This window comes from Gordonia sp. (in: high G+C Gram-positive bacteria), assembly GCF_047600385.1.
GTDB lineage: Bacteria > Actinomycetota > Actinomycetes > Mycobacteriales > Mycobacteriaceae > Gordonia.
The window spans coordinates 630,877-648,730 of record NZ_JASGKZ010000001.1; the positions used below are offsets into that span (position 1 = coordinate 630,877).

Annotated in this window: 18 protein-coding genes, 1 tRNA gene and 1 pseudogene; 8 read left to right on the top strand and 12 right to left on the bottom strand. The window is 67.9% G+C overall.

The window, feature by feature from the left end:
* Positions 1–58: 58 nt before the first annotated feature.
* Together QM809_RS02865 and glxR are read left to right on the top strand one after the other, a co-directional pair.
* Positions 59–298: a hypothetical protein gene (locus QM809_RS02865; RefSeq protein ID WP_415044327.1), complete on the top strand. Its 240-nt coding sequence runs from the start codon at positions 59–61 to the stop codon at positions 296–298.
* Positions 299–448: 150 nt separating this feature from the next.
* A complete protein-coding gene (gene glxR, locus QM809_RS02870) occupies positions 449–1,123 on the top strand; it encodes a CRP-like cAMP-activated global transcriptional regulator GlxR (protein WP_415044328.1) in 675 nt (224 codons plus the stop codon).
* Positions 1,124–1,192: 69 nt separating this feature from the next.
* Here glxR and QM809_RS02875 read toward each other — a convergent pair whose 3' ends face one another.
* Genes QM809_RS02875 through QM809_RS02885 form a run of 3 tightly spaced genes read right to left on the bottom strand, consistent with a single transcriptional unit; the run spans position 1,193 to position 2,661 of the window.
* Positions 1,193–2,008 carry an MBL fold metallo-hydrolase gene (locus QM809_RS02875; RefSeq protein WP_415044329.1) on the bottom strand — a complete coding sequence of 272 codons (816 nt, stop codon included), beginning with the start codon at positions 2,006–2,008 and terminating at the stop codon, positions 1,193–1,195.
* A gap of 4 nt (positions 2,009–2,012) precedes the next feature.
* Positions 2,013–2,495: a RidA family protein gene (locus QM809_RS02880; protein ID WP_415044330.1), complete on the bottom strand. Its 483-nt coding sequence runs from the start codon at positions 2,493–2,495 to the stop codon at positions 2,013–2,015.
* 1 nt (position 2,496) lies between these two features.
* Positions 2,497–2,661 carry a hypothetical protein gene (locus tag QM809_RS02885; RefSeq protein WP_105941118.1) on the bottom strand — a complete coding sequence of 55 codons (165 nt, stop codon included), beginning with the start codon at positions 2,659–2,661 and terminating at the stop codon, positions 2,497–2,499.
* A gap of 82 nt (positions 2,662–2,743) precedes the next feature.
* Between QM809_RS02885 and QM809_RS02890 the strand changes: the two genes are divergently transcribed.
* Together QM809_RS02890 and QM809_RS02895 are read left to right on the top strand one after the other, a co-directional pair.
* Positions 2,744–3,754 (top strand): ArsA family ATPase, encoded by a 1,011-nt coding sequence (locus QM809_RS02890; RefSeq protein WP_415044331.1) that lies wholly within the window; start codon positions 2,744–2,746, stop codon positions 3,752–3,754.
* Positions 3,754–4,872, top strand: coding sequence for an ArsA family ATPase (locus QM809_RS02895; protein ID WP_415044332.1), 1,119 nt, complete (start codon positions 3,754–3,756; stop codon positions 4,870–4,872). Before QM809_RS02890 ends, QM809_RS02895 begins: the two co-directional genes overlap by 1 nt.
* Positions 4,873–4,887: 15 nt before the next feature.
* Here QM809_RS02895 and QM809_RS02900 read toward each other — a convergent pair whose 3' ends face one another.
* Complete coding sequence (locus tag QM809_RS02900) at positions 4,888–5,667, bottom strand: hypothetical protein (RefSeq protein ID WP_415044333.1); 780 nt, start codon at positions 5,665–5,667, stop codon at positions 4,888–4,890.
* Between the two features lie 139 nt (positions 5,668–5,806).
* Positions 5,807–6,142 (bottom strand): WhiB family transcriptional regulator, encoded by a 336-nt coding sequence (locus tag QM809_RS02905; protein ID WP_415044334.1) that lies wholly within the window; start codon positions 6,140–6,142, stop codon positions 5,807–5,809.
* A gap of 248 nt (positions 6,143–6,390) precedes the next feature.
* On the opposite strand from QM809_RS02905, the gene QM809_RS02910 reads away from it, so the two are divergent.
* From QM809_RS02910 to QM809_RS02920, 3 genes and pseudogenes are all read left to right on the top strand, one after another.
* Entirely contained in the window at positions 6,391–8,844 is a 2,454-nt protein-coding gene (locus tag QM809_RS02910) for a penicillin-binding protein (RefSeq protein ID WP_415044335.1), read from the top strand.
* Positions 8,845–8,914: 70 nt separating this feature from the next.
* Positions 8,915–9,871: pseudogene (locus QM809_RS02915) on the top strand (metallophosphoesterase); the annotation flags it as partial.
* A gap of 794 nt (positions 9,872–10,665) precedes the next feature.
* Entirely contained in the window at positions 10,666–11,583 is a 918-nt protein-coding gene (locus QM809_RS02920; RefSeq protein ID WP_415044336.1) for a hypothetical protein, read from the top strand.
* Between the two features lie 471 nt (positions 11,584–12,054).
* Here the strand turns inward: QM809_RS02920 and QM809_RS02925 are convergent, their stop codons facing one another.
* On the bottom strand, positions 12,055–12,600 hold the full coding sequence (locus QM809_RS02925; RefSeq protein ID WP_415044337.1) for a hypothetical protein: 546 nt from the start codon (positions 12,598–12,600) through the stop codon (positions 12,055–12,057).
* Positions 12,566–13,645, bottom strand: a complete 1,080-nt coding sequence (locus tag QM809_RS02930) for a hypothetical protein (protein WP_415044338.1) — start codon at positions 13,643–13,645, stop codon at positions 12,566–12,568. The genes QM809_RS02925 and QM809_RS02930 overlap by 35 nt, the downstream gene beginning before the upstream one ends.
* 422 nt (positions 13,646–14,067) lie before the next feature.
* Here QM809_RS02930 and QM809_RS02935 point away from each other — a divergent pair, with 422 nt between their 5' ends.
* Positions 14,068–14,340: a hypothetical protein gene (locus QM809_RS02935; RefSeq protein ID WP_415044339.1), complete on the top strand. Its 273-nt coding sequence runs from the start codon at positions 14,068–14,070 to the stop codon at positions 14,338–14,340.
* A 133-nt stretch (positions 14,341–14,473) separates the two neighbouring features.
* Here the strand turns inward: QM809_RS02935 and QM809_RS02940 are convergent.
* The 5 genes from QM809_RS02940 to QM809_RS02960 form a co-directional block, all read right to left on the bottom strand.
* Positions 14,474–14,547: transfer RNA gene (locus QM809_RS02940), tRNA-Pro, on the bottom strand.
* Positions 14,548–14,641: 94 nt separating this feature from the next.
* Positions 14,642–16,012, bottom strand: a complete 1,371-nt coding sequence (locus tag QM809_RS02945; RefSeq protein WP_415044340.1) for a DUF2252 domain-containing protein — start codon at positions 16,010–16,012, stop codon at positions 14,642–14,644.
* 28 nt (positions 16,013–16,040) lie between these two features.
* A complete protein-coding gene (locus tag QM809_RS02950; RefSeq protein ID WP_415044341.1) occupies positions 16,041–16,517 on the bottom strand; it encodes a hypothetical protein in 477 nt (158 codons plus the stop codon).
* Between the two features lie 57 nt (positions 16,518–16,574).
* A complete protein-coding gene (locus QM809_RS02955; RefSeq protein WP_415044342.1) occupies positions 16,575–17,006 on the bottom strand; it encodes an organic hydroperoxide resistance protein in 432 nt (143 codons plus the stop codon).
* A gap of 176 nt (positions 17,007–17,182) precedes the next feature.
* A complete protein-coding gene (locus QM809_RS02960; RefSeq protein WP_415044343.1) occupies positions 17,183–17,845 on the bottom strand; it encodes a hypothetical protein in 663 nt (220 codons plus the stop codon).
* Between the last annotated feature and the right edge of the window lie 9 nt (positions 17,846–17,854).

Consider the following 17,854-nt stretch of genomic DNA (forward strand, 5'->3'; position numbering starts at 1 on the left):
GATGACGACGCCCGTGCCGGTTTCCGCCTCCGCCGAGCGCTGTGTTTACGTGGAGGGCATGCAAGGTCTGGTCGTGATCGTCTATCCACTCCTGCTCATGGGTTTCGCCATCCTGATGAACCGGGTCCAGGTCCGGCTCGACTACGGCGCGGTCGGTGGCAAACAGGTCGACGAGTTCCTCGAATCCGCTGACGCCACCGATGTGGACAATCTCGCCAAGTCCGGCCTGCCCGCCGCACTGGACGAACTCCGCCACCGGCACGGCCACGACGACGAGGCCACCGGCCCCGCATCCTGACGCACCCGCCCGAAACCACTCCGACAACTCGGGTTACGGTCGTTCCACCGGTCAGCCGCACACGTGACTCTCACAACATTTACACTTTGTGTTCGAGTAGCGTGGATCACGCGCGTCAGTTGATGCGACGAGAACGAGAAAGGTTCTTTGGTGGACGACATTCTTGCCCGTGCGGGTATTTTCCAGGGGGTCGAGCCTACCGCCGTTGCGGCGCTCGCCTCCGAACTCACGGAGGTCGAGTTCCCGCGCGGCCACGTGATCTTCCACGAGGGCGAGCCGGGTGATCGCCTGTACATCATCCTCTCCGGCAAGGTGAAGCTCGGCCGCCGTTCCCCGGACGGCCGGGAGAACCTGCTGACGATCATGGGGCCGTCGGACATGTTCGGCGAGCTGTCGATCTTCGATCCGGGCCCGCGCACGTCGTCGGCGACGACGGTCACCGAGGTCCGCGCCGCGACCATGGACCGCGATGCGCTCCGCAAGTGGATCAAGGACCGCCCGGAGATCGCCGAGCAGCTGCTGCGGGTGCTCGCGCGCCGGCTCCGCCGGACCAACAACAACCTGGCCGACCTCATCTTCACCGATGTGCCGGGCCGTGTCGCCAAGCAGCTGCTGCAGCTGGCGCAGCGTTTCGGCACCCAGGAGGGCGGTGCGCTGCGGGTGACCCACGACCTGACCCAGGAGGAGATCGCTCAGCTGGTGGGCGCCTCGCGCGAGACCGTGAACAAGGCCCTGGCCGACTTCGCGCAGCGCGGCTGGCTCCGCCTCGAGGGCAAGAGCGTGCTGATCGCCGACTCGGAGCGTCTGGCGCGCCGCGCCCGCTGATTCGACGGTTCCACCGCCGCGGGCTCTCACGGCCGAAGAACAACCGCTGGAGTGCCTCCGCGATCCCTCTCAGAGGGTCCGGAGGTACTCCAGTTGCGTTTTCACGCTCATCCGCGCCGCGGGCCAGAGCCTGCGGTCGACGTCGGCGTAGACCCGGCGGACCACCTTCATCGGTTTGGCCTCGTGGGCGGTCAGCTTCAGCTCGTCCAGCGCCTGCCGGATCTGGTCGAGCCGGTCCTCGCGGTGCGCCTTGTAGTAGCGGGCGACCGGTTCGAGTTCGGGATGGTCGGGTCCGTGCCCGGGCAGGAGGGTCGCCGACGGAGCGTCGACGATCAGCCGGTTCAGCGAGTTGAAGTAGTCGCCCAGACCGCCGTCCTTCGGGTCGAGCACCGTGGTGCCGCGGCCGAGGATCGTGTCGCCGGTGACGATCGCCTGTCGTCCCTCCCACTCGACCAGGAAGCTCATCGAGTCGGCGGTGTGTCCGGGCGTGTGCAGGGCGGTGATCCGCAGTCCGGCCGCCTCGATCACCTCGCGGTCGGTGATCCGGGGTGCGCCGTGGCTGAATCGATCGTCGTACGCCCGGTGGATCGCACCGGTGTGCTTGCGCATGCGCTCGATCGCCCCCGTGTGGTCGGCGTGACGGTGGGTGATCAGGGTCAGCTCCACCTCGCCCGCGGCCGCGGCGATCGCCTTCACGTGCCGCTTCGACCGGGGCGGACCCGGATCGACGACGACGGCGGTCGGACTGTCCGGGGCCCGCAGGATCCAGGTGTTGGTCCCGTCGAGTTCCATCAGCCCCGGATTGTCGCGCAGCAGGACGGAGGCGAACTCCGTGACCGGACGCACCTGCCCGTAGGCGGGATGCGTGATCGGCGCGCCGGTCACGGGCTCAGGCTCCGGCGGCGAGCTGGACGACCAGCTCCACCTCGACGGGGGCGCCGAGCGGGAGCTCGGCCACGCCCACGGCGGACCGGGCGTGCACGCCGGCCTCGCCGAAGATCTCGCCGAGCAGATCCGAGGCCCCGTTGAGGACCCCGGGCTGGCCGGTGAAGCCGGGCGCCGAGGCGACGAAGCCGACCACCTTGACCACCCGTTCGACGGCGTCGATCCCGACGACCGAGTCCACCGCGGCGAGCGCGTTGAGCGCGCACTGCCGGGCGGCGGCGGTCGCCTGTTCGGGCGAGACGATGCCCTCCGCGCCCTGCGAGACCTTGCCGCGCAGCGTCAGCTCGCCGTCGACCACCGGCAGCTGGCCGGAGGTGTGGACGAAGTCGCCGGCCCGCAGGGCCGGGGTGTAGCTGCCGACCGGCGTCACGACCGCGGGCAGGGTGATTCCGAGCTCGGCGAGCCGAGCGCTCCACTGGCCCGCCATGTCAGTTGGTGGGCCGCTTGAGGTAGGCCACGTGCTGCTCGCCGGTGGGACCGGGCAGCACGCTGACCAGCTCCCATCCGTCCGAGCCCCACGTGTCGAGGATGTCCTTGGTCGCGTGCGTCAGCAGCGGAATGGTCGCGTATTCCCAGGTGGTCAGTTCACTCATGCAGCCACCTTATCCGGTGATCCACGGCGCAGTCAGCGAGGTTCTTCCGTTCCGACGGTAAGGGATCGTTAAGGTTGATCGCGTGACGACTGACGCGTTGACCCAGCAAGGAAGCGGTTGGCCCGCGAACGCGCGCTCCGCCCGGCTCCACTTCGTGTCCGGCAAAGGCGGCACCGGCAAGACGACCGTCGCCGCCGCGCTGGCGATCGCCTTCGCGAGCGAGGGCAAGAAGGTGCTTCTCGTCGAGGTCGAGGGCCGGCAGGGCATCGCGCAGATCTTCGACGTCCCCCCGCTCCCCCCGACCGATCACAAGATCGATCCGGCGGGCGGCGGGGTCTGGGCGCTCGCGGTCGACATCGAGCACGCGCTCCTGGAATACCTCGACATGTTCTACCGGCTCGGATTCGCCGCGAAGGCGATCAAACGGGTCGGCGCGATCGACTTCGTCACCACCGTCGCCCCCGGCCTGCGGGACGTGGTGATCACCGGCAAGATCAAGGAACGCGTGATCGCCGTCGACGACGGGGGCGCCCCGCTGTACGACGTCGTCGTCGTCGACGCTCCGCCGACCGGCCGCATCGGCAACTTCCTGGACGTCACCTCCGCGATGAGCGACCTGGCCAAGACCGGTCCGATCCGCAACCAGAGCGAGGGCGTCGTGCAGCTGCTGCACTCGCCGGAGACCGTCGTGCACCTGTGCACGCTGCTGGAGGCCATGCCGATCCAGGAGACCATCGAGGCCGTCGACGACCTGGCCGCGAAGAACCTGCACCTGGGTTCGATCTTCGTGAACCGAGTGAAACCCCAGTATCTGCCCGACACCGAGCTCGACGCCGTCGCCGAGAACCGGATCGACGCCGATGCGCTGCGGGCGGGCCTGACGAAGGCGGGGCTCGACGTGTCCGACGACGACATGGCCGGCCTGATCCGGGAGGCCGTCGACTACGCGGTCCGCCTGCAGGCGCAGCAGGTGGCCCAGGCCGACCTGGACGAGGTGCAGGTGCCCCGTGTCGACCTGCCGGAGATCGACGAACACGTCGACCTCGGCGGGCTCTATCAACTCGCCCGCGCGATGAAGGAGGCCGGCGTCTGATGCCCGATCTGAACATGGGCGCCACCCTGCGCGACCCGCGCACCCGCGTGGTGATCTGCTGCGGGTCCGGTGGCGTCGGCAAGACCACCACCGCCGCCGCGATGGCCCTGTACGCCGCCGAACGCGGGCGGACCGTCGCCGTCCTCACCATCGACCCGGCACGACGTCTCGCCCAGTCGCTGGGCATGACCGAGCTGACCAACGAGCCGCAGCCCGTCCCGGTGACTCCGCTCGAGGCGGCCTCCGGCGGCACGCTCGACGCGATGATGCTCGACATGCGCCGCACCTTCGACGACATGGTGATCGAGCACTCCACGCCCGAACGCGCCGAGAAGATCCTGAACAACGCGTTCTACCAGACCGTGGCGTCGTCGTTCTCCGGCACGCAGGAGTACATGGCGATGGAGAAGCTCGGTCGGCTCCTCGAGGAGGACCGCTGGGATCTCATCGTCGTCGACACGCCGCCCTCGCGGAACGCCCTGGACTTCCTGGACGCCCCGCAGCGACTCGGCTCGTTCCTCTCCGGTCGACTGATGAAGATGCTGGTCGGCGGCGGACGCGGCGTCGGCCGCATGGTGACCGGCGCCATGAGCGTCGCCATGCGCGGGATCTCGACCATCATCGGCGGAGACATGCTGCGCGACGTCGCGGACTTCGTCCGGGACCTGGACACGATGTTCGGCGGGTTCTCCGAACGCGCCGACCGGACCTACGCGATGCTCAAGCAGCCGGGCACCCACTTCGTCGTGGTCGCGGCCCCGGAACCCGATGCGCTGCGCGAGGCCAGCTTCTTCGTCAACCGCCTCGCTCAGGACTCGATGCCGCTGTGCGGCCTGATCGTGAACCGGACGCATCCGACGCTGGCGGGGGTCTCGACTCCGGCCGCGGAGGCCGCGCTGGAGCGGTTCACCGACGACCTCACCCACGGTGTGCTGGCGATCCACGTCGACCGGGCGAAGACCGCTCAGCGCGAAGCCCATCTGATGGCGCGGTTCGGTTCGGCGAATCCGAGGGTGGCGACGGTGCACGTGCCCGCGTTGCCGTTCGAGGTGGCCGACGCGGCTGCGCTGCGCGCGGTGGGCGGGCAGATCACCGGCGACGAGACTCGCGACGAGTAGTCCGAGCGGACGGACTCAGCTCTCCGCGGTCTCGCTTTTTCCGGTCTCGCCTTTCTCGGCCGCGTCTCGCCCGGGGGCCGCGGCGGGGCCGTCCGTCGGCGTGACGGCGGGGTCCGGGTCCTCGGCGGGGACCGGCCGCTCGGCGCTCTCCGGCTCGGCGGGTTCGGGGACGGCGGGTTCTGGGACGACGGGTTCGGGGACGACGGGTGCAGGCTTGGCGAGGTCCGGTCCCGCGGCGACCGGCTCGGTGCCGGTCGGCTCGGCGAGAGCGGGAGTCCCGGCGTCCGGCGCCTCGGCGGGCGCCGCCTCGAAGAAGGCGGCCGTCTCCGGCCGATACAGCAGGTAGAGCACCGCCAGCACCACCAGGAGCGCGATCAGTGCGACCGGGTTGAACCCGTTCAGCAGAGTGAAGACCGATCCGGTGATCGCGAACACGCCCAGGACCGTCGACGTGACACGCGCCCAGTTGCGGCCGCCGCCGTTGCCCCAGGCCATGACGAGCCAGAGCGCGGTGGCCACCAGGGTTCCGGCGACGACGCCGATCCGCCAGGTCTGCACGGTGGAGTCGATCAGCCCCTGCACGTCGGCACCGTCCGCCGCCGACGCGGCGAACTCCGCGTGGACCTCGGGGTCGGTCCGGAGTCGGCCGAGAAGAATCCAGAAGTAGATCCCGAACGCCGCTTGCAGCGCCGCGGCCAGATACATCAGCCACAGGGCGTTGCGAAGAGACGGGGGGCGCAGGGGCTGGGGACGCTCGGCTCCCGTGGACGGCGGGGTCTTCGGCTGCTCGGTCACCCTGGCGACGCTACCCGGACCGGCAGGTCACACCCGCAGCCGGTCGGACGGCACGGCCTCGACGACACTCCCGGACGGTGCTCCCGCAGGCCCTCCGTGACGCTCCCGCAGGAAGGCCGCGGCCGGCTTCCGACAGGCGTCAGTGCTGGACGGGCGACGGCACGGCCGCGAGGCGCTGGCGTCGTCGTTGCGCTTCGAAGAAGTCCGCCCAGGAGGTGACCTCCGGATGCTGCCGCAGCAGAGCCCGCCGCTGACGTTCGGTCATGCCGCCCCACACCCCGAACTCGACGCGGTTGTCCAGGGCGTCGGCCCCGCACTCGAGCTGCACCGGGCAATGCCGACAGATGGTCGCCGCCTTGCGCTGCGCGGCGCCTCGAACGAAGAGATCATCGGGGTTGCCACCGCGGCACCGGGCCTGCGCGACCCACGCGAGACGGGCTTCGGAATCTCCACTGGACAGGGGGGCCAAAGTCATTGCGGTAGTCCGCCTTTCAACAACCCATCGACATCGGTTCCGCCGGTCGGAACCGCGCACAAGATCCACTTTCATGATCTGCCTCACACTTTTCCACAAGTGTTAGACGACTCACGTTTGCCAATCTATTGAGGTCTGGGCTGATAGCGCAAGTCACAGTTCCGACAATTCCTGCCCGGAGCGACGTCCAGACTCCCCGGTGCACACCGATCCGGCACTCCCGGCGTCCGGGCACGTATCCTGACCGAGTGCGGTACTCCTCGAAACTCCCGGGCCTGGCGCTCGCGCTCGTGCTCGCGGGCGTCTTGGTCGCCGGGCTCCTCTTTCCGTTCACGGCCGGGGCGGCCATGCTGTCGAACCGGGCCGCGGCGACGATGGAGAACACGTCGTCCGAACTGCTGAACGGCACGGTGCCCGAAGTGACCACGGTGACCGACGCCAACGGCTCCGTCATCGCGCTGCTGTACGACCAGTACCGCACCCAGGTGGGCTACAACGACATCTCGCAGGACATGATCGCGGCGATCATCTCCATCGAGGACCGTCGATTCCTCGAGCACGACGGCGTGGACTGGCGCGGCACCCTCCGTGCGGCGCTCACCAACCAGTCCTCCGGCGAGGTGCAGCAGGGTGCGTCGACCCTCGACCAGCAGTACGTCAAGAACTATCTGCTGTTCGTGCTGGCGCGCACCGAAGCCGAGCGCGAGGCGGCCACCGAGTCCACTCCGGCCCGCAAGCTCCGCGAGGCCCGGATGGCGATGACGCTGGAGAAGACGCTCACCGAGCAGACCATGCGCGAGGGCGACGTCGACGAGGCGACCGCCAAGCAGGAGGTCAAGAAGCAGGTCGTCACCCGCTATCTGAACGTCGTGCCGTTCGGCAACAACGCCTACGGCATCGAGGCGGCCGCCCGGACCTACTTCGGCAAGTCGGCCAAGGAGCTGAACCTGCAGGAGTCGGCGATGCTCGCCGGCGTCGTGCAGTCGACGTCGGCCCTGAACCCGTACAACGACGCCGAGGCCTCCCTGGCCCGCCGGAACACGGTCCTGGACACCATGATCGAGAACTTCCCGCAGCGCGCGGAGGAGATCCGGGCCGCCAAGAGCAAGCCCCTCGGCGTGCTGCCCAAGCCGCGCACGCCCAAGCAGGGCTGCATCACCGCGGGCAACGACGGCTTCTTCTGCGATTACGTCCTGCAGTACCTGGCTGAGAACGGTCTCACCCGTTCCACCGTGGCCCGCGGCGGCTTCACCATCCGCACCACCCTGAACCCCGAGGTCCAGGCCAACGCGCTGCGCTCCGCCAAGGCCCAGGCCAGCCCCGACGTCACCGGCCTCGCCAACGTCATCAGCGTGGTGCAGCCCGGCGCCGACTCGCATCCCGTGCTGGCCATGGCGTCCAGCCGCGATTACGGCCTCAACCAGGAACGCAACGAGACCGTGCAGCCGCAGCCGTTCTCCCTGGTCGGCGACGGCGCGGGCTCGGTCTTCAAGATCTTCACCACGGCCGCGGCGATGGAGAAGGGCCTGGGCACCAGCACGGTGCTCCCCGTCCCGTCCAGCGTCGCCGTGTACGGCATGGGCAACAGCAACGGCGCGTTCGGCTGCCCGGCGAACGCCTACTGCGTCCAGAACGCCGGCCCGTACCCGGCGAGTCTGACGCTGACGCAGGCGCTGGCGCAGTCGCCGAACACCAGCTTCGTCCAGTTGCTGCAGCAGACCGGCGTCAAACCGTCCGTCGACATGGCGGTCCGGCTGGGCCTGCGCTCGTACACCGTCCCCGGCTCGTCGGGCGTCAACGACCAGAGCCTGGCCGACCACATCAAGAAGGGGAACTTCGGTTCGTTCACGCTGGGCCCGTTCCCGGTGAACGCGCTCGAACTCTCCAACGTGGGCGCCACGATCGCCTCCGGCGGCCGATGGTGCCCGCCGAGCCCGATCCTGTCGATCCAGGAGGCCAAGCGGGACCGGTACGGCAACGCCGTCATGGACTCCGACGGCAAGCCGGTGATGGTCAACGTCCCGTTCAATCCGCCCAAGTGCGAGCAGGTGATCGAACGCGGGCTGGCCAATTCGCTCTCGCACGCGATGAGCCAGGACACCCAGGGCTCGGGCACCGCCGCCCAGGCGGCGGCGTCGTCCGGATGGAACCTGCCGATGTCCGGTAAGACGGGCACCACCGAGGCGCACCGCTCGGCGGCCTTCCTCGGCTTCACCAACCAGCTGTCGGCCGCGTCGTACGTCTACAACGACGGCAGGCAGACCTCCGGCATTTGCAGTTCGCCGCTGCGGCAGTGCTACGACGGCGACCTCTACGGCGGCATGGAACCGGCCCGCACCTGGTTCCGCACCATGCTTCCGATCGCCCAGAAGTTCGGCCCGGTACGACTCCCCCCGAACGATCAGCGATTCGTCAACGGCAGCAACCGCGGCCGGATCCCGAACGTCGCGGGCCTTCCGGCCGGTCAGGCCACCGACCGCCTGAAAGAAGCCGGGTTCAAGGTGAGCGAGCTGGAGGTGGACAGCAGCAAGCCCAAGGGCACGGTGGTGTTCACCGCGCCGTCCGACAGCGCCATGCCGGGCACCACGATCGCCCTGTACGTCAGCAACGGCAAGACCCAGCGTTCCGCCCAGGGCACGGTCACCAAGACCGTGACGGTCCCCGGCGTCGGCCCCGTGGTGATCGAGGTGCCGGAGGGCTGAGCGACCGGAGCCGGACGATCACCGCGCTCGGGGACGTCTTACGACGTCCCCGAGCGCGTATCGTGGACTCATGGTCTCTTCCTCCGACCCGAAGCTGAAGGCCGCCCATCTCGCCGCCGGTGCGGCGGGCGCGGCCGCGGCCGGGCTCCTGTACTCCACCGTGATCGAGCGCAACGCCTTCGCGCTGCGCCACGTGACCCTCCCGATCCTCGAACCGGGGTCGTCGTCCCTGCGTGTGCTGCACCTGAGCGACATCCACATGATGCCGCGGCAGTTCCTCAAGCAGTCGTGGATCGGTGAGTTGAACGAGCTCGAACCGGACCTGGTGGTCAACACCGGCGACAACCTCGCCCACCCCACCGCGGTGCCCGCCGTGGTGCAGGCGCTCGACGGGCTGCTGTCGCGGCCGGGACTGTTCGTGTTCGGGTCCAACGACTACTTCGGCCCGAAACCCAAGAACCCGTTCAAGTACTTCCGCAAGGACCACAAGCGCACGCACGGCGAGCCGCTGCCGTGGCAGGACATGCGGGCCGCGTTCTCCGAGCGCGGCTGGCTCGACGCCACGCACACCGTGCGCGAGCTGGAGGTGGCCGACGTCCGGATCGCCGCGGCGGGCGTCGACGACCCGCACATCGGGCGCGACCGCTACGAGACCATCGAGGGCCGGCCGAATCCGCTCGCGCAGCTGCGCCTGGGACTCACCCACTCCCCCGAGCCGCGCGTCCTGGACCGGTTCGCCGCCGACGGCTACGACCTCGTGCTGGCCGGTCACACGCACGGCGGACAGCTGTGTCTTCCGGGCTACGGCGCCCTGGTGACCAACTGCCACCTGGACCGCTCGCGGGTCAAGGGCGCCTCGTACTGGGGTTCGACGATGATGCTGCACGTGAGCGCGGGCCTGGGCACCTCGCCCTACGCCCCCGCCCGCTTCGCCTGCCGCCCGGAGGCCACCCTGCTCACCCTCACCGCGTCCAGCGACGACGGCGGCGACGACGAGTTCGTCGACCAGTCGCTCCCGCAGCTCGCGGACACGATGCGCCGAGACCGTCAGACCCCGTGCGGCGGCCCTTCCGCTCCCCGGGCCGAGTCGGGAGCGGAGATCCGGCGTCGTGGTTCTTGTCGATATCGGACAAGAACCACGACGCGGGGTCCACGGGTCCTCGACCACCGGGGATCACTCATTCAGTGAGAAGACCAGCCCCGGACCGAATGCTCGGCGTCCCCGGCCAGAGGCACAGACGAGGGAGCCGGCTTTTCCACTGCGGACGTTCTGCGGACGACACGACTGCGGGCGTCGTCGGATCGGGAGATACGAGGAGGCCCTGACCCGCGTTTCCACCGGCCAGGGCCTCTACTGCTTCTCAACCAAAGCGTCGGGGTAGCGGGATTCGAACCCACGACCTCTTCGTCCCCGAACTCGACCACCTGGGCATTCGTGAGCGACGACGACGTTCGTGGTGTTCGTCTACGCAGGTCAGTGCGTTCATGACGATGCCGAGCGGTAGCGACTTGTCGAGCTACTGCGTACCCGCTGCGTACCGGGGCACATGTTCAATGCCCGGTCAGGTGATCGGTCGGTCGCGTTCTCAGCGGCGATAGCCTGCCGCATGCGCTCCAACCGCTCCGCACGCCAGTCGTTCATCTGCTGGCGCCACCCGCGCCGCCGCGAACGCCGCCTCCGCCAAGTCGTCCAGTGAGTCGTACATGCGAGCAGCCTATTTCGGAGCGCGACGTCTCGTCATTCTCGGGTACCTGCGTGACGGGGTCAGTCGAACAGACGACAAGCACCTACGGCCCGGACGCACTCGTCAGAATGAATCCATGCAACCCCTGGTCGCCCGCGCCCGTGAACTCCGTGAATGGTGGCTCCTGAAACGCAACGACCCCGCCGCCCTCGCCCGAGCAGCGCAGCAGGTACCCGGAGGCCGCCCACGCGGCCCCCGGCTCGGCGAAGTCCTCGCCGCCGGTGGCGCTGTCATCATGATGATGTTCGTGTTCCTGGTGATCCTTGGCCTCATCGTCGGTCCCGCCCCCGAGCAGAAGGCCGCACCCGTCGGCGTGTACGCGACGTCCACCGCCACATCGTCGACAACGACCACAGCTGAGGAGCAGGAGAGAAGATCCGCGCTCGTCAGCTCGCGCATGTCATCCATCGCCGAAGTAGCCTCCGCCGAAGCCGCACCACAGAAACCGGACCTTCCCGCCGTACCACTCGGCCACTGGCAAACCATCGAAGGCGTTACGAAGAAGACAGGCATTTATAAGGCGAAGGTCGCCGTCACCAAGGTCGTCCGCACCAGCCCCACCGACGTCTACATCTCCGCGAAGATCAACGTCACCCAGGGCTCTTTACTCCTCAGTGACTCCTGGGCGCTCATCACCGGGAAAGAACGGACAGCAGTCCTCAACGGCGTAGGCGAAGACGGATTCGAGTACACGGTGTCCGGCACAGCCGAGGGAAATGTCTACGGGCACATCCGGCGAGGCGAGGGAACCGACCTGGAGTACATCCGGCTACAGCCGCGGCGATCGACCTTCACCGTCGGCAAGAACCAGGCCGCGGTCTGGTCCATCGGCAAGGCGATCAAGTCCTTCACGCCGACGCCGACACCTGATCCGGTCGAGACCACCAGCCCATCAGCGGACTACAACGTCCCGGACGTCGACGCACCGAACGTGAACGTGCCGGATTTCGACCGGCCGCACAAACGGAAGCGATGCGGTTTCCGTTGGTGCTGACCCCTACCGGACATTGCTGATCGAGCGGCCCCACCAACCCCGGTACCGATAGGCCCTGTTAGCTGAACAGTTCGGCGGCGATAGCTTGCCGGGCCGAATGTCTAGGACGTGTCTCCTTTATTGGTGTAGCCAGACCAGGATCGTGCTGAGAACCACGCCGACAAGCCCGCCTGGGCCGGTTGACACCCATCGAGACGATCGCAGCCACCGCCACAGATGCCACGAACCGGTCACCCCATGACGCGGAGCGATAGCGGCAGCCTACGACAAAACAGTCGTGAACTGCGAGTACGCCACTATGCGGTGCCAGTGAGTTCAGTGTGTATCGTCACGCCGTGACGCGATGATCGCTTCAATAGTGTCGACTGATTGAAGCCACCGCTGTACCTCGCCCTCGGTGAAGCCGAGGACGTCGTCCAAGGGCAGGTCGAGGCCTTCGCCGTCATCGTCCCTGGAGTGGAATGCGGTGACTCAACTAGCTTTGCGCAGGTTCGGACGCTGTGCAGATCGGCTTCCCGCCGTCGCTTCGAGCTGGTGTCGCATGGCACCGAGCATGAAGAATATCCGGGCTCCGAGGTGTGTGATCAACGCGAGACTGGTGCCGAATAGAAGCACGCTGACGGTGCCGGACTCGAAGATCAATTGGAGAATCAGCATGCCGCTTGTGGTCAACGAGACAGCCGCAGCGGACATCGCACCACGAGCGAACCTGTACGCCGCAGCCATAGGGTCCACGCCGTCTCCGCGTCCCTCGTTGGCTAGATCCTTGACGCGGCCGTACGCGATACCCGAGATTGCGAGCAGAACCCCCGACATGACCGACATGCCGCTGATGAACGGTCCTATCTGAGGTTCGAGGCCTGCCCCTATCGAAACGCCGGCAATGAGTGCAGGAAGTAGAAACGCCATGGTGAACCTGAATCTGGTCACGACGCCGTCGTGAGGGCGGCCGATGCCGTGACTCAGAGAGACTGCCGCGCTGTCAGCTCGCTTCTTCGCTCGCATCAGAAGAGTCATCGTTCGTGACCTCCAGTCGCGGTGCGTTCTTCGGGTGCTTCCAGTTTCCAGCGTCCCACCCCGAGCCGAGGTGAATCCCGCTCGATACGGCCAAGTCTTTCACGGCTGACCGACAATCAGTCATGAAGCGGGTCTGCGTTGGCCGGGCGGTCGCGGTGTCTTCGATGTCGATGGTCTGGACGGGATCGAGACCTTCGAACGTGACAGTCTTCGGCTTGCCGTCGTGATTGAACACGACAGCCTTGAGGTAGGCGATGTTGTCGCGGAGCTTGACGCGGTATCGGTCGTCAGACATATCGTCGACATCGTCGGGCAGCGTGACCTCGGTAGTGCCTTCGAGGGTGACCGTGCGTTCGCGCCTCCACTGGCGAAGTGCCCGACCGGGGAGTGGTTCACCAGAGGCTAGGAACGTTCGACTCTGGACCTCCTCGACTTGGTATCCGGCGGTACCGGTGGTTGCTTTTGCGCTGCGTGTGGCGCTCTCGAAGGAGAGCAGACGCCCTTCGTTGGCGGCGTTCTCGACCTGGCTCCACAACGAGGCTTCGCGTACGGTGCCGACGATGAGCCGGTACCCGGCATGCGTGGCCTTGAACTGGCGCCGCATCTCCTCGCGCCATTCCACGGGGAGCGAGTTGCGTCCGTCCTTCTCGACGAGGAGCCAGCCGACGTTGGCGTTCTTCGGAATGACGACGTAGACGAAGAATGGTTCCCACTCGACACCGGACATCTCGCGTTTCCGCGTCTTACCCTTCTTCTTGAGCTTGATCGCCGTGGATCGACCAGATTCGCCACCGTCCATCTCCCAACAGATGGTGCGTCCCCGGCGCACGACTTCACGGGGCTGCCCGAAATGCCGTGTATCGCGCTCGACCAGTTCATCCGCGGGGAGTCCCGCGACGAACGCGCTGATGAAGACGAGGAGGTCCCCGCCAGCGGCGTCGAAGTTGTCTACGAATGGGTCTCGGTCGTCGTTGTTCTTGAAGACCCTGCCGTCGCGTTCAATCCGCAGTGTGTACAGGCAGATCTTTCGATCACTCCAGCCCACCTGTGTACTCCTAGTTCTCGTGGTTGTTTATCATGTGCAGTCCTCGGGTCCTGTGGGGTCCGGTGCTTCAGTCGCCGAGTCTTGGACGGTGTCGAAGCGTTCGTGCTCGGTGGGACCACCGATACCGCCACTAGTGGCAGGTGTCCATCGATCAGGAGCGGGATCATGCGCCGGTCTCTCGCGGGTCGATCTGCGGGTGTTCGCCGATCCCGTCGCCGTCGTCTCCGGGCGGGATCCCGGGCTGTCGGGTGCGGGCTGCTACGGGTAGGGGGCGGTCATGGCGGATCTCCGATCCATGGTGTGTGCCACTCATTCTGACTGGCATGCTCGGGCCGTAGGCGCTTGTCGTCTGTTCGACCGACTCCGTCACGAGGTACCGGAGAACGACAAGACATCGGGGCGCTCCGAAATAGGCTGCTCGCATGTACGACTCACTGGACGACTTGGCGGAGGCCGCACTTGCTGCGGCGACGCTGTCGGATGCGGATCACTGGGTGGCACAGAATGCGCTCGGCGCTGGTGAGCCGGCATTCGCGCTTGTCGACATCGTCTACGGGACCTCGAAGGCGCTACCTGCCGACCTCGTCAGCGAGATCCGCGCCGAATTCGACGACGGGCTGTTTGAGGACCTGCCATCGATCGAGAAGTCAGTGTCCACCGCCCTCGACTCGATGCAGCCGCAGCCTTCCACCTGACCTTGCTCCTCGACTTCTGCTGCGTACCCACTGCGTACCAGCGACACCGTCGTCGAACCGGACCCGGAGATACGAGGAGACCCTGACCCGCGTTTCCACCGGCCAGGGCCTCTACTGCTTCTCAACCAAAGCGTCGGGGTAGCGGGATTCGAACCCACGACCTCTTCGTCCCGAACGAAGCGCGCTACCAAGCTGCGCCATACCCCGTGTTTGCAACCTCAATGAGAGTACAACATCACCCGCGCGGACATGAAATCCGCTGGTCAGAGCGGGTATTTCAGCGGGAACGACATCGCCGCGATCACTCCATCGCGGCGGCGGAGAGACGGCCGTCGGCGATGGCGGCGACCAGCTTCGCGTGATCGGACCCGTTGATCTCCGAATACCCCGTCGACCAGTCGGCGACGGCCTGGTCGAACGACTTCCCGAGCCCGTCGAGGTACGCCGCGATGGGCGTGCGGGCCGCGGTCCGGGCGTGCGCCTGCGCCAGCACCGCGCCGCACAGCTCGCCGTAGAAGGCCAGGCGCTCGGCGGGCATGCCCTCGATCACCACCGAGCCCTTCCCGTCGCGCAGCTGGCGGACGTAGAAGTCGGCGGTGCCGTCGGCCTTGCGGACGCCGTCGTCGGTGCGCGTGAACTTCGGCGCGGCGAGCCAGCCCAGGAAGATGTCGCTCGATGCCTGCATCAGCTGCTGCCCGAACACCACCCGGTGTCCCTGGTTGTCGAAGTCGGCCCGCTCCGTGTAGGCCGCGAGGACCGACTCCTGCGCCTCCTTGAGTTGCAGGAACAGCGGATCGGTCCGGTCCTTCCCGGCGAACAGCGCGATCCAGCAGCGGGTGCCCACGCTGCCGACGCCGACCACCTTGCGGGCGGCCTCCACCAGTTCGTACTGGTCGAGCAGCGTCGCGGTGTGCCCGGCGAGCGATCTGCGGTACTGGACGAAGCGTTCGTCGAACAGGTCCCGGAGGACGTCCTCGTCGACGTGCGTGAAGATCTCGTGCGCCGGCACCAGCAGCGGCGGATCGCTCTTGATCCGCACCCCGGAGTCGTCGACCACGCAGAGTTTCGACAGCGCCTGTGCGCTGTTGCGGTGCCGGGCCTTCTTCAGCTGTCTGCGCATCTCGTCGGTGGCGGCGGTGTCGAGCCGGTCGCCCAGGTGCCGGATCACCTCTTCGGCGTCGGCCCTGTCGTACCAGCACGCCACCGCGCCCTTGGCGGCCGAGGTGCGGATGGTCTTCCGGTAGGCGCGGGCCGCCCGGCGGGCGACCCGGCGGGCCTCCTTGTCGGTGGCGCCGTTCGCCTGGGCGGCCACCACCAGGCTGCCGGCGAGACGCTTGACGTCCCATTCGAACGGGCCGGGATGGGTCTCGTCGAAGTCGTTGAGGTCGAAGACCATCCGACGCTCGGGCGACAGGAACAGTCCGAAGTTGCTCAGGTGGGCGTCGCCGCAGAGCTGCGTGACGATCCCGGAGTCCGGGGTGGCGGCGAGATCGGCCGCCATCACCGCGGCGGCGCCCCGGTAGAAGGTGAACGGCGTCGCGGACATCCGCTCGTGACGCACCGGCACCAGATCCTGGAGTCGGCTCGCGTCCTGGTCGGTGAGGATCGAGACCGGGTCGCGACGGTCTGCCGGGGACGGCCCGGCACCGAGCTCTGCGGCGGTGAGGGTCATGACGTTCCTTGCTGTCGAACTGTCGGTGTCACCCGTCAGTGTCGGCGGCATCGTCGTCGCCCGCAGACGATTCGGCGAACGAGACGCGCGGCGTGGTCGCCGCGGTGAAGGCCGCGAGCGCCAGGAACACCAGTGCGGCGAGCCCGAAGCAGACGGCGGCGAGCAGCGCGACGATCCAGAAGACGTCCGCCGTGGTCCCGTCCGCCCGTTCGAAGAGCAGGGTGCCGACCGCGGCGAGCAGCGCCGCCAGCAGGGCCCACGCGGCGCTGCGCAGCCGGGGGCCGACCGCCGAGACGTAGAACAGCCGCCGGTACACGCCGACCTCGAACTCGTCGACGCTCGCCAGCCGGACCGGGTCGCCGGCGGCCAGTTCACGCAGACCGCGGGCCAGTTCCACGTCCTTCAGCAGCGACGACGACTCGTGTCGCCGATAGCGCACGTAGGCGACGGTCGTCGCGGCCGAGGAGAGCAGCCCGAGTCCTGCGAGGATTCCCCAGTCGTTCACGAGAGGCCACGCTACCGCGCACCGGCGTCCCCGCCGGTGCGCGGTGGATGTTCGCGGTCAGACGTTCGACGTCACGGTGTGGGCGATGTTGCCCCGGGTGGCCTTCGAGTACGGGCAGAAGGCGTGCGCCTTCTCCGTCAGTTCCTGCGCCTGCGCGGCGTCGAGCCCCGGGATGGTGGTGGCGATGTCGGCGGTGAGACCGAAGCCGCCGTCGGCGTCGTCGGAGCCGATGCCGACGGTGATCTTCACCTGGGTCCCCTCCGGCAGGGTGACGCCGGCCTCACGGGCGACGTGCTGCAGCGCGCCGTGGAAGCAGGCCGAGTACCCCGCCGAGAAGAGCTCCTCGGGGTTGGAGCCGCCGCCGGCGCCGCCCATCTCCGGCGGCGTGCGCAGATCCATGTCGATCAGGCCGGACTCGGACACCACCTGGCCGTTCCGGGCATCGCCGCTCGACACGGACCAGACGCGGTACACGGGGTTCACAGTCATGGAGATTTCCTTCTCTCGTTCGTTCGAATCGTGTTCTCAGACCCTGATCTCAACGTACGCGCGTTTGCCCGGCCCGGGTACGGAAGCATCGTTCCCGGGCAGGTCCGGGCTCCTCCCCCGCCGGAGCCCTCACCGCCCGGCCGCGAAGCCGCTCCGGGACTCAGTCGTTCCGGGCGTCAGTCGTTCCGGGCGTCGCGGAAGGCCTTCGACGGCCGGAGCCGGGTCGAGGGCGGCAGCCACGCGCCGACGACGCCGCGGAGGGTCATCAGCAGCGACGCCACCAGTGCGCCCGCCGACACCCACACCGCGACCCCGAAGACCGCGGGCACCTCCGGATGGTCGAAGAGCAGATCCCAGATGAACGGGGCGAACAGGACGATCATCACGCCGAACGACACGTAGACGGTGCGGGCCTGCCTGCTGTGACGGCGGTCGATGACGATCAGCAGCGGATACGACAGCGCCATGGTGACCAGCCAACCGATCAGCAGGGTCGACGGCCAGAACGACGCCATCGACTCGGCCGAGGACGCCCCCGGAAGCCGGTTCGCCTCCGCCAGCTCCGGTTCCCACCGGGCGCGGAGGCGTTCTCCGGTCGCCCCCAGCGTCGCCAGACCGTAGCCGACGGCGACCAGCGCCGCGACGGCGGAGACGTACCAGCAGAGCACGGCGTCGCGGGTCAGGGCCGCCGGCGGCGGACCCGGGTCCTCCTGAGGTCGGGGGAGATATGCGGGTCGGCGGTTCCGCGACCGCTCGATCTCGGCGAGGTCCTCGGCGTCGAGCTCGGCCTGAGTCGGGATGCGCTCGTCGTCGTGGCCCCGCGTACCCGGATCAGTCATGCCCTCGAT

Coding starts and splice junctions, on each gene's coding strand:
- QM809_RS02865 (WP_415044327.1), top strand. CDS start 59: ATGCAAGGTCTGGTCGTGATCGTCTATCCACTCCTGCTCATGGGTTTC.
- QM809_RS02880 (WP_415044330.1), bottom strand. CDS start 2,495: ATGGCGGGCCAGTGGAGCGCTCGGCTCGCCGAGCTCGGAATCACCCTG.
- QM809_RS02885 (WP_105941118.1), bottom strand. CDS start 2,661: ATGAGTGAACTGACCACCTGGGAATACGCGACCATTCCGCTGCTGACG.
- QM809_RS02895 (WP_415044332.1), top strand. CDS start 3,754: ATGCCCGATCTGAACATGGGCGCCACCCTGCGCGACCCGCGCACCCGC.
- QM809_RS02905 (WP_415044334.1), bottom strand. CDS start 6,142: ATGACTTTGGCCCCCCTGTCCAGTGGAGATTCCGAAGCCCGTCTCGCG.
- QM809_RS02920 (WP_415044336.1), top strand. CDS start 10,666: ATGCAACCCCTGGTCGCCCGCGCCCGTGAACTCCGTGAATGGTGGCTC.
- QM809_RS02925 (WP_415044337.1), bottom strand. CDS start 12,600: ATGACTCTTCTGATGCGAGCGAAGAAGCGAGCTGACAGCGCGGCAGTC.
- QM809_RS02935 (WP_415044339.1), top strand. CDS start 14,068: ATGTACGACTCACTGGACGACTTGGCGGAGGCCGCACTTGCTGCGGCG.
- QM809_RS02945 (WP_415044340.1), bottom strand. CDS start 16,012: ATGACCCTCACCGCCGCAGAGCTCGGTGCCGGGCCGTCCCCGGCAGAC.
- QM809_RS02955 (WP_415044342.1), bottom strand. CDS start 17,006: ATGACTGTGAACCCCGTGTACCGCGTCTGGTCCGTGTCGAGCGGCGAT.
- QM809_RS02960 (WP_415044343.1), bottom strand. CDS start 17,845: ATGACTGATCCGGGTACGCGGGGCCACGACGACGAGCGCATCCCGACT.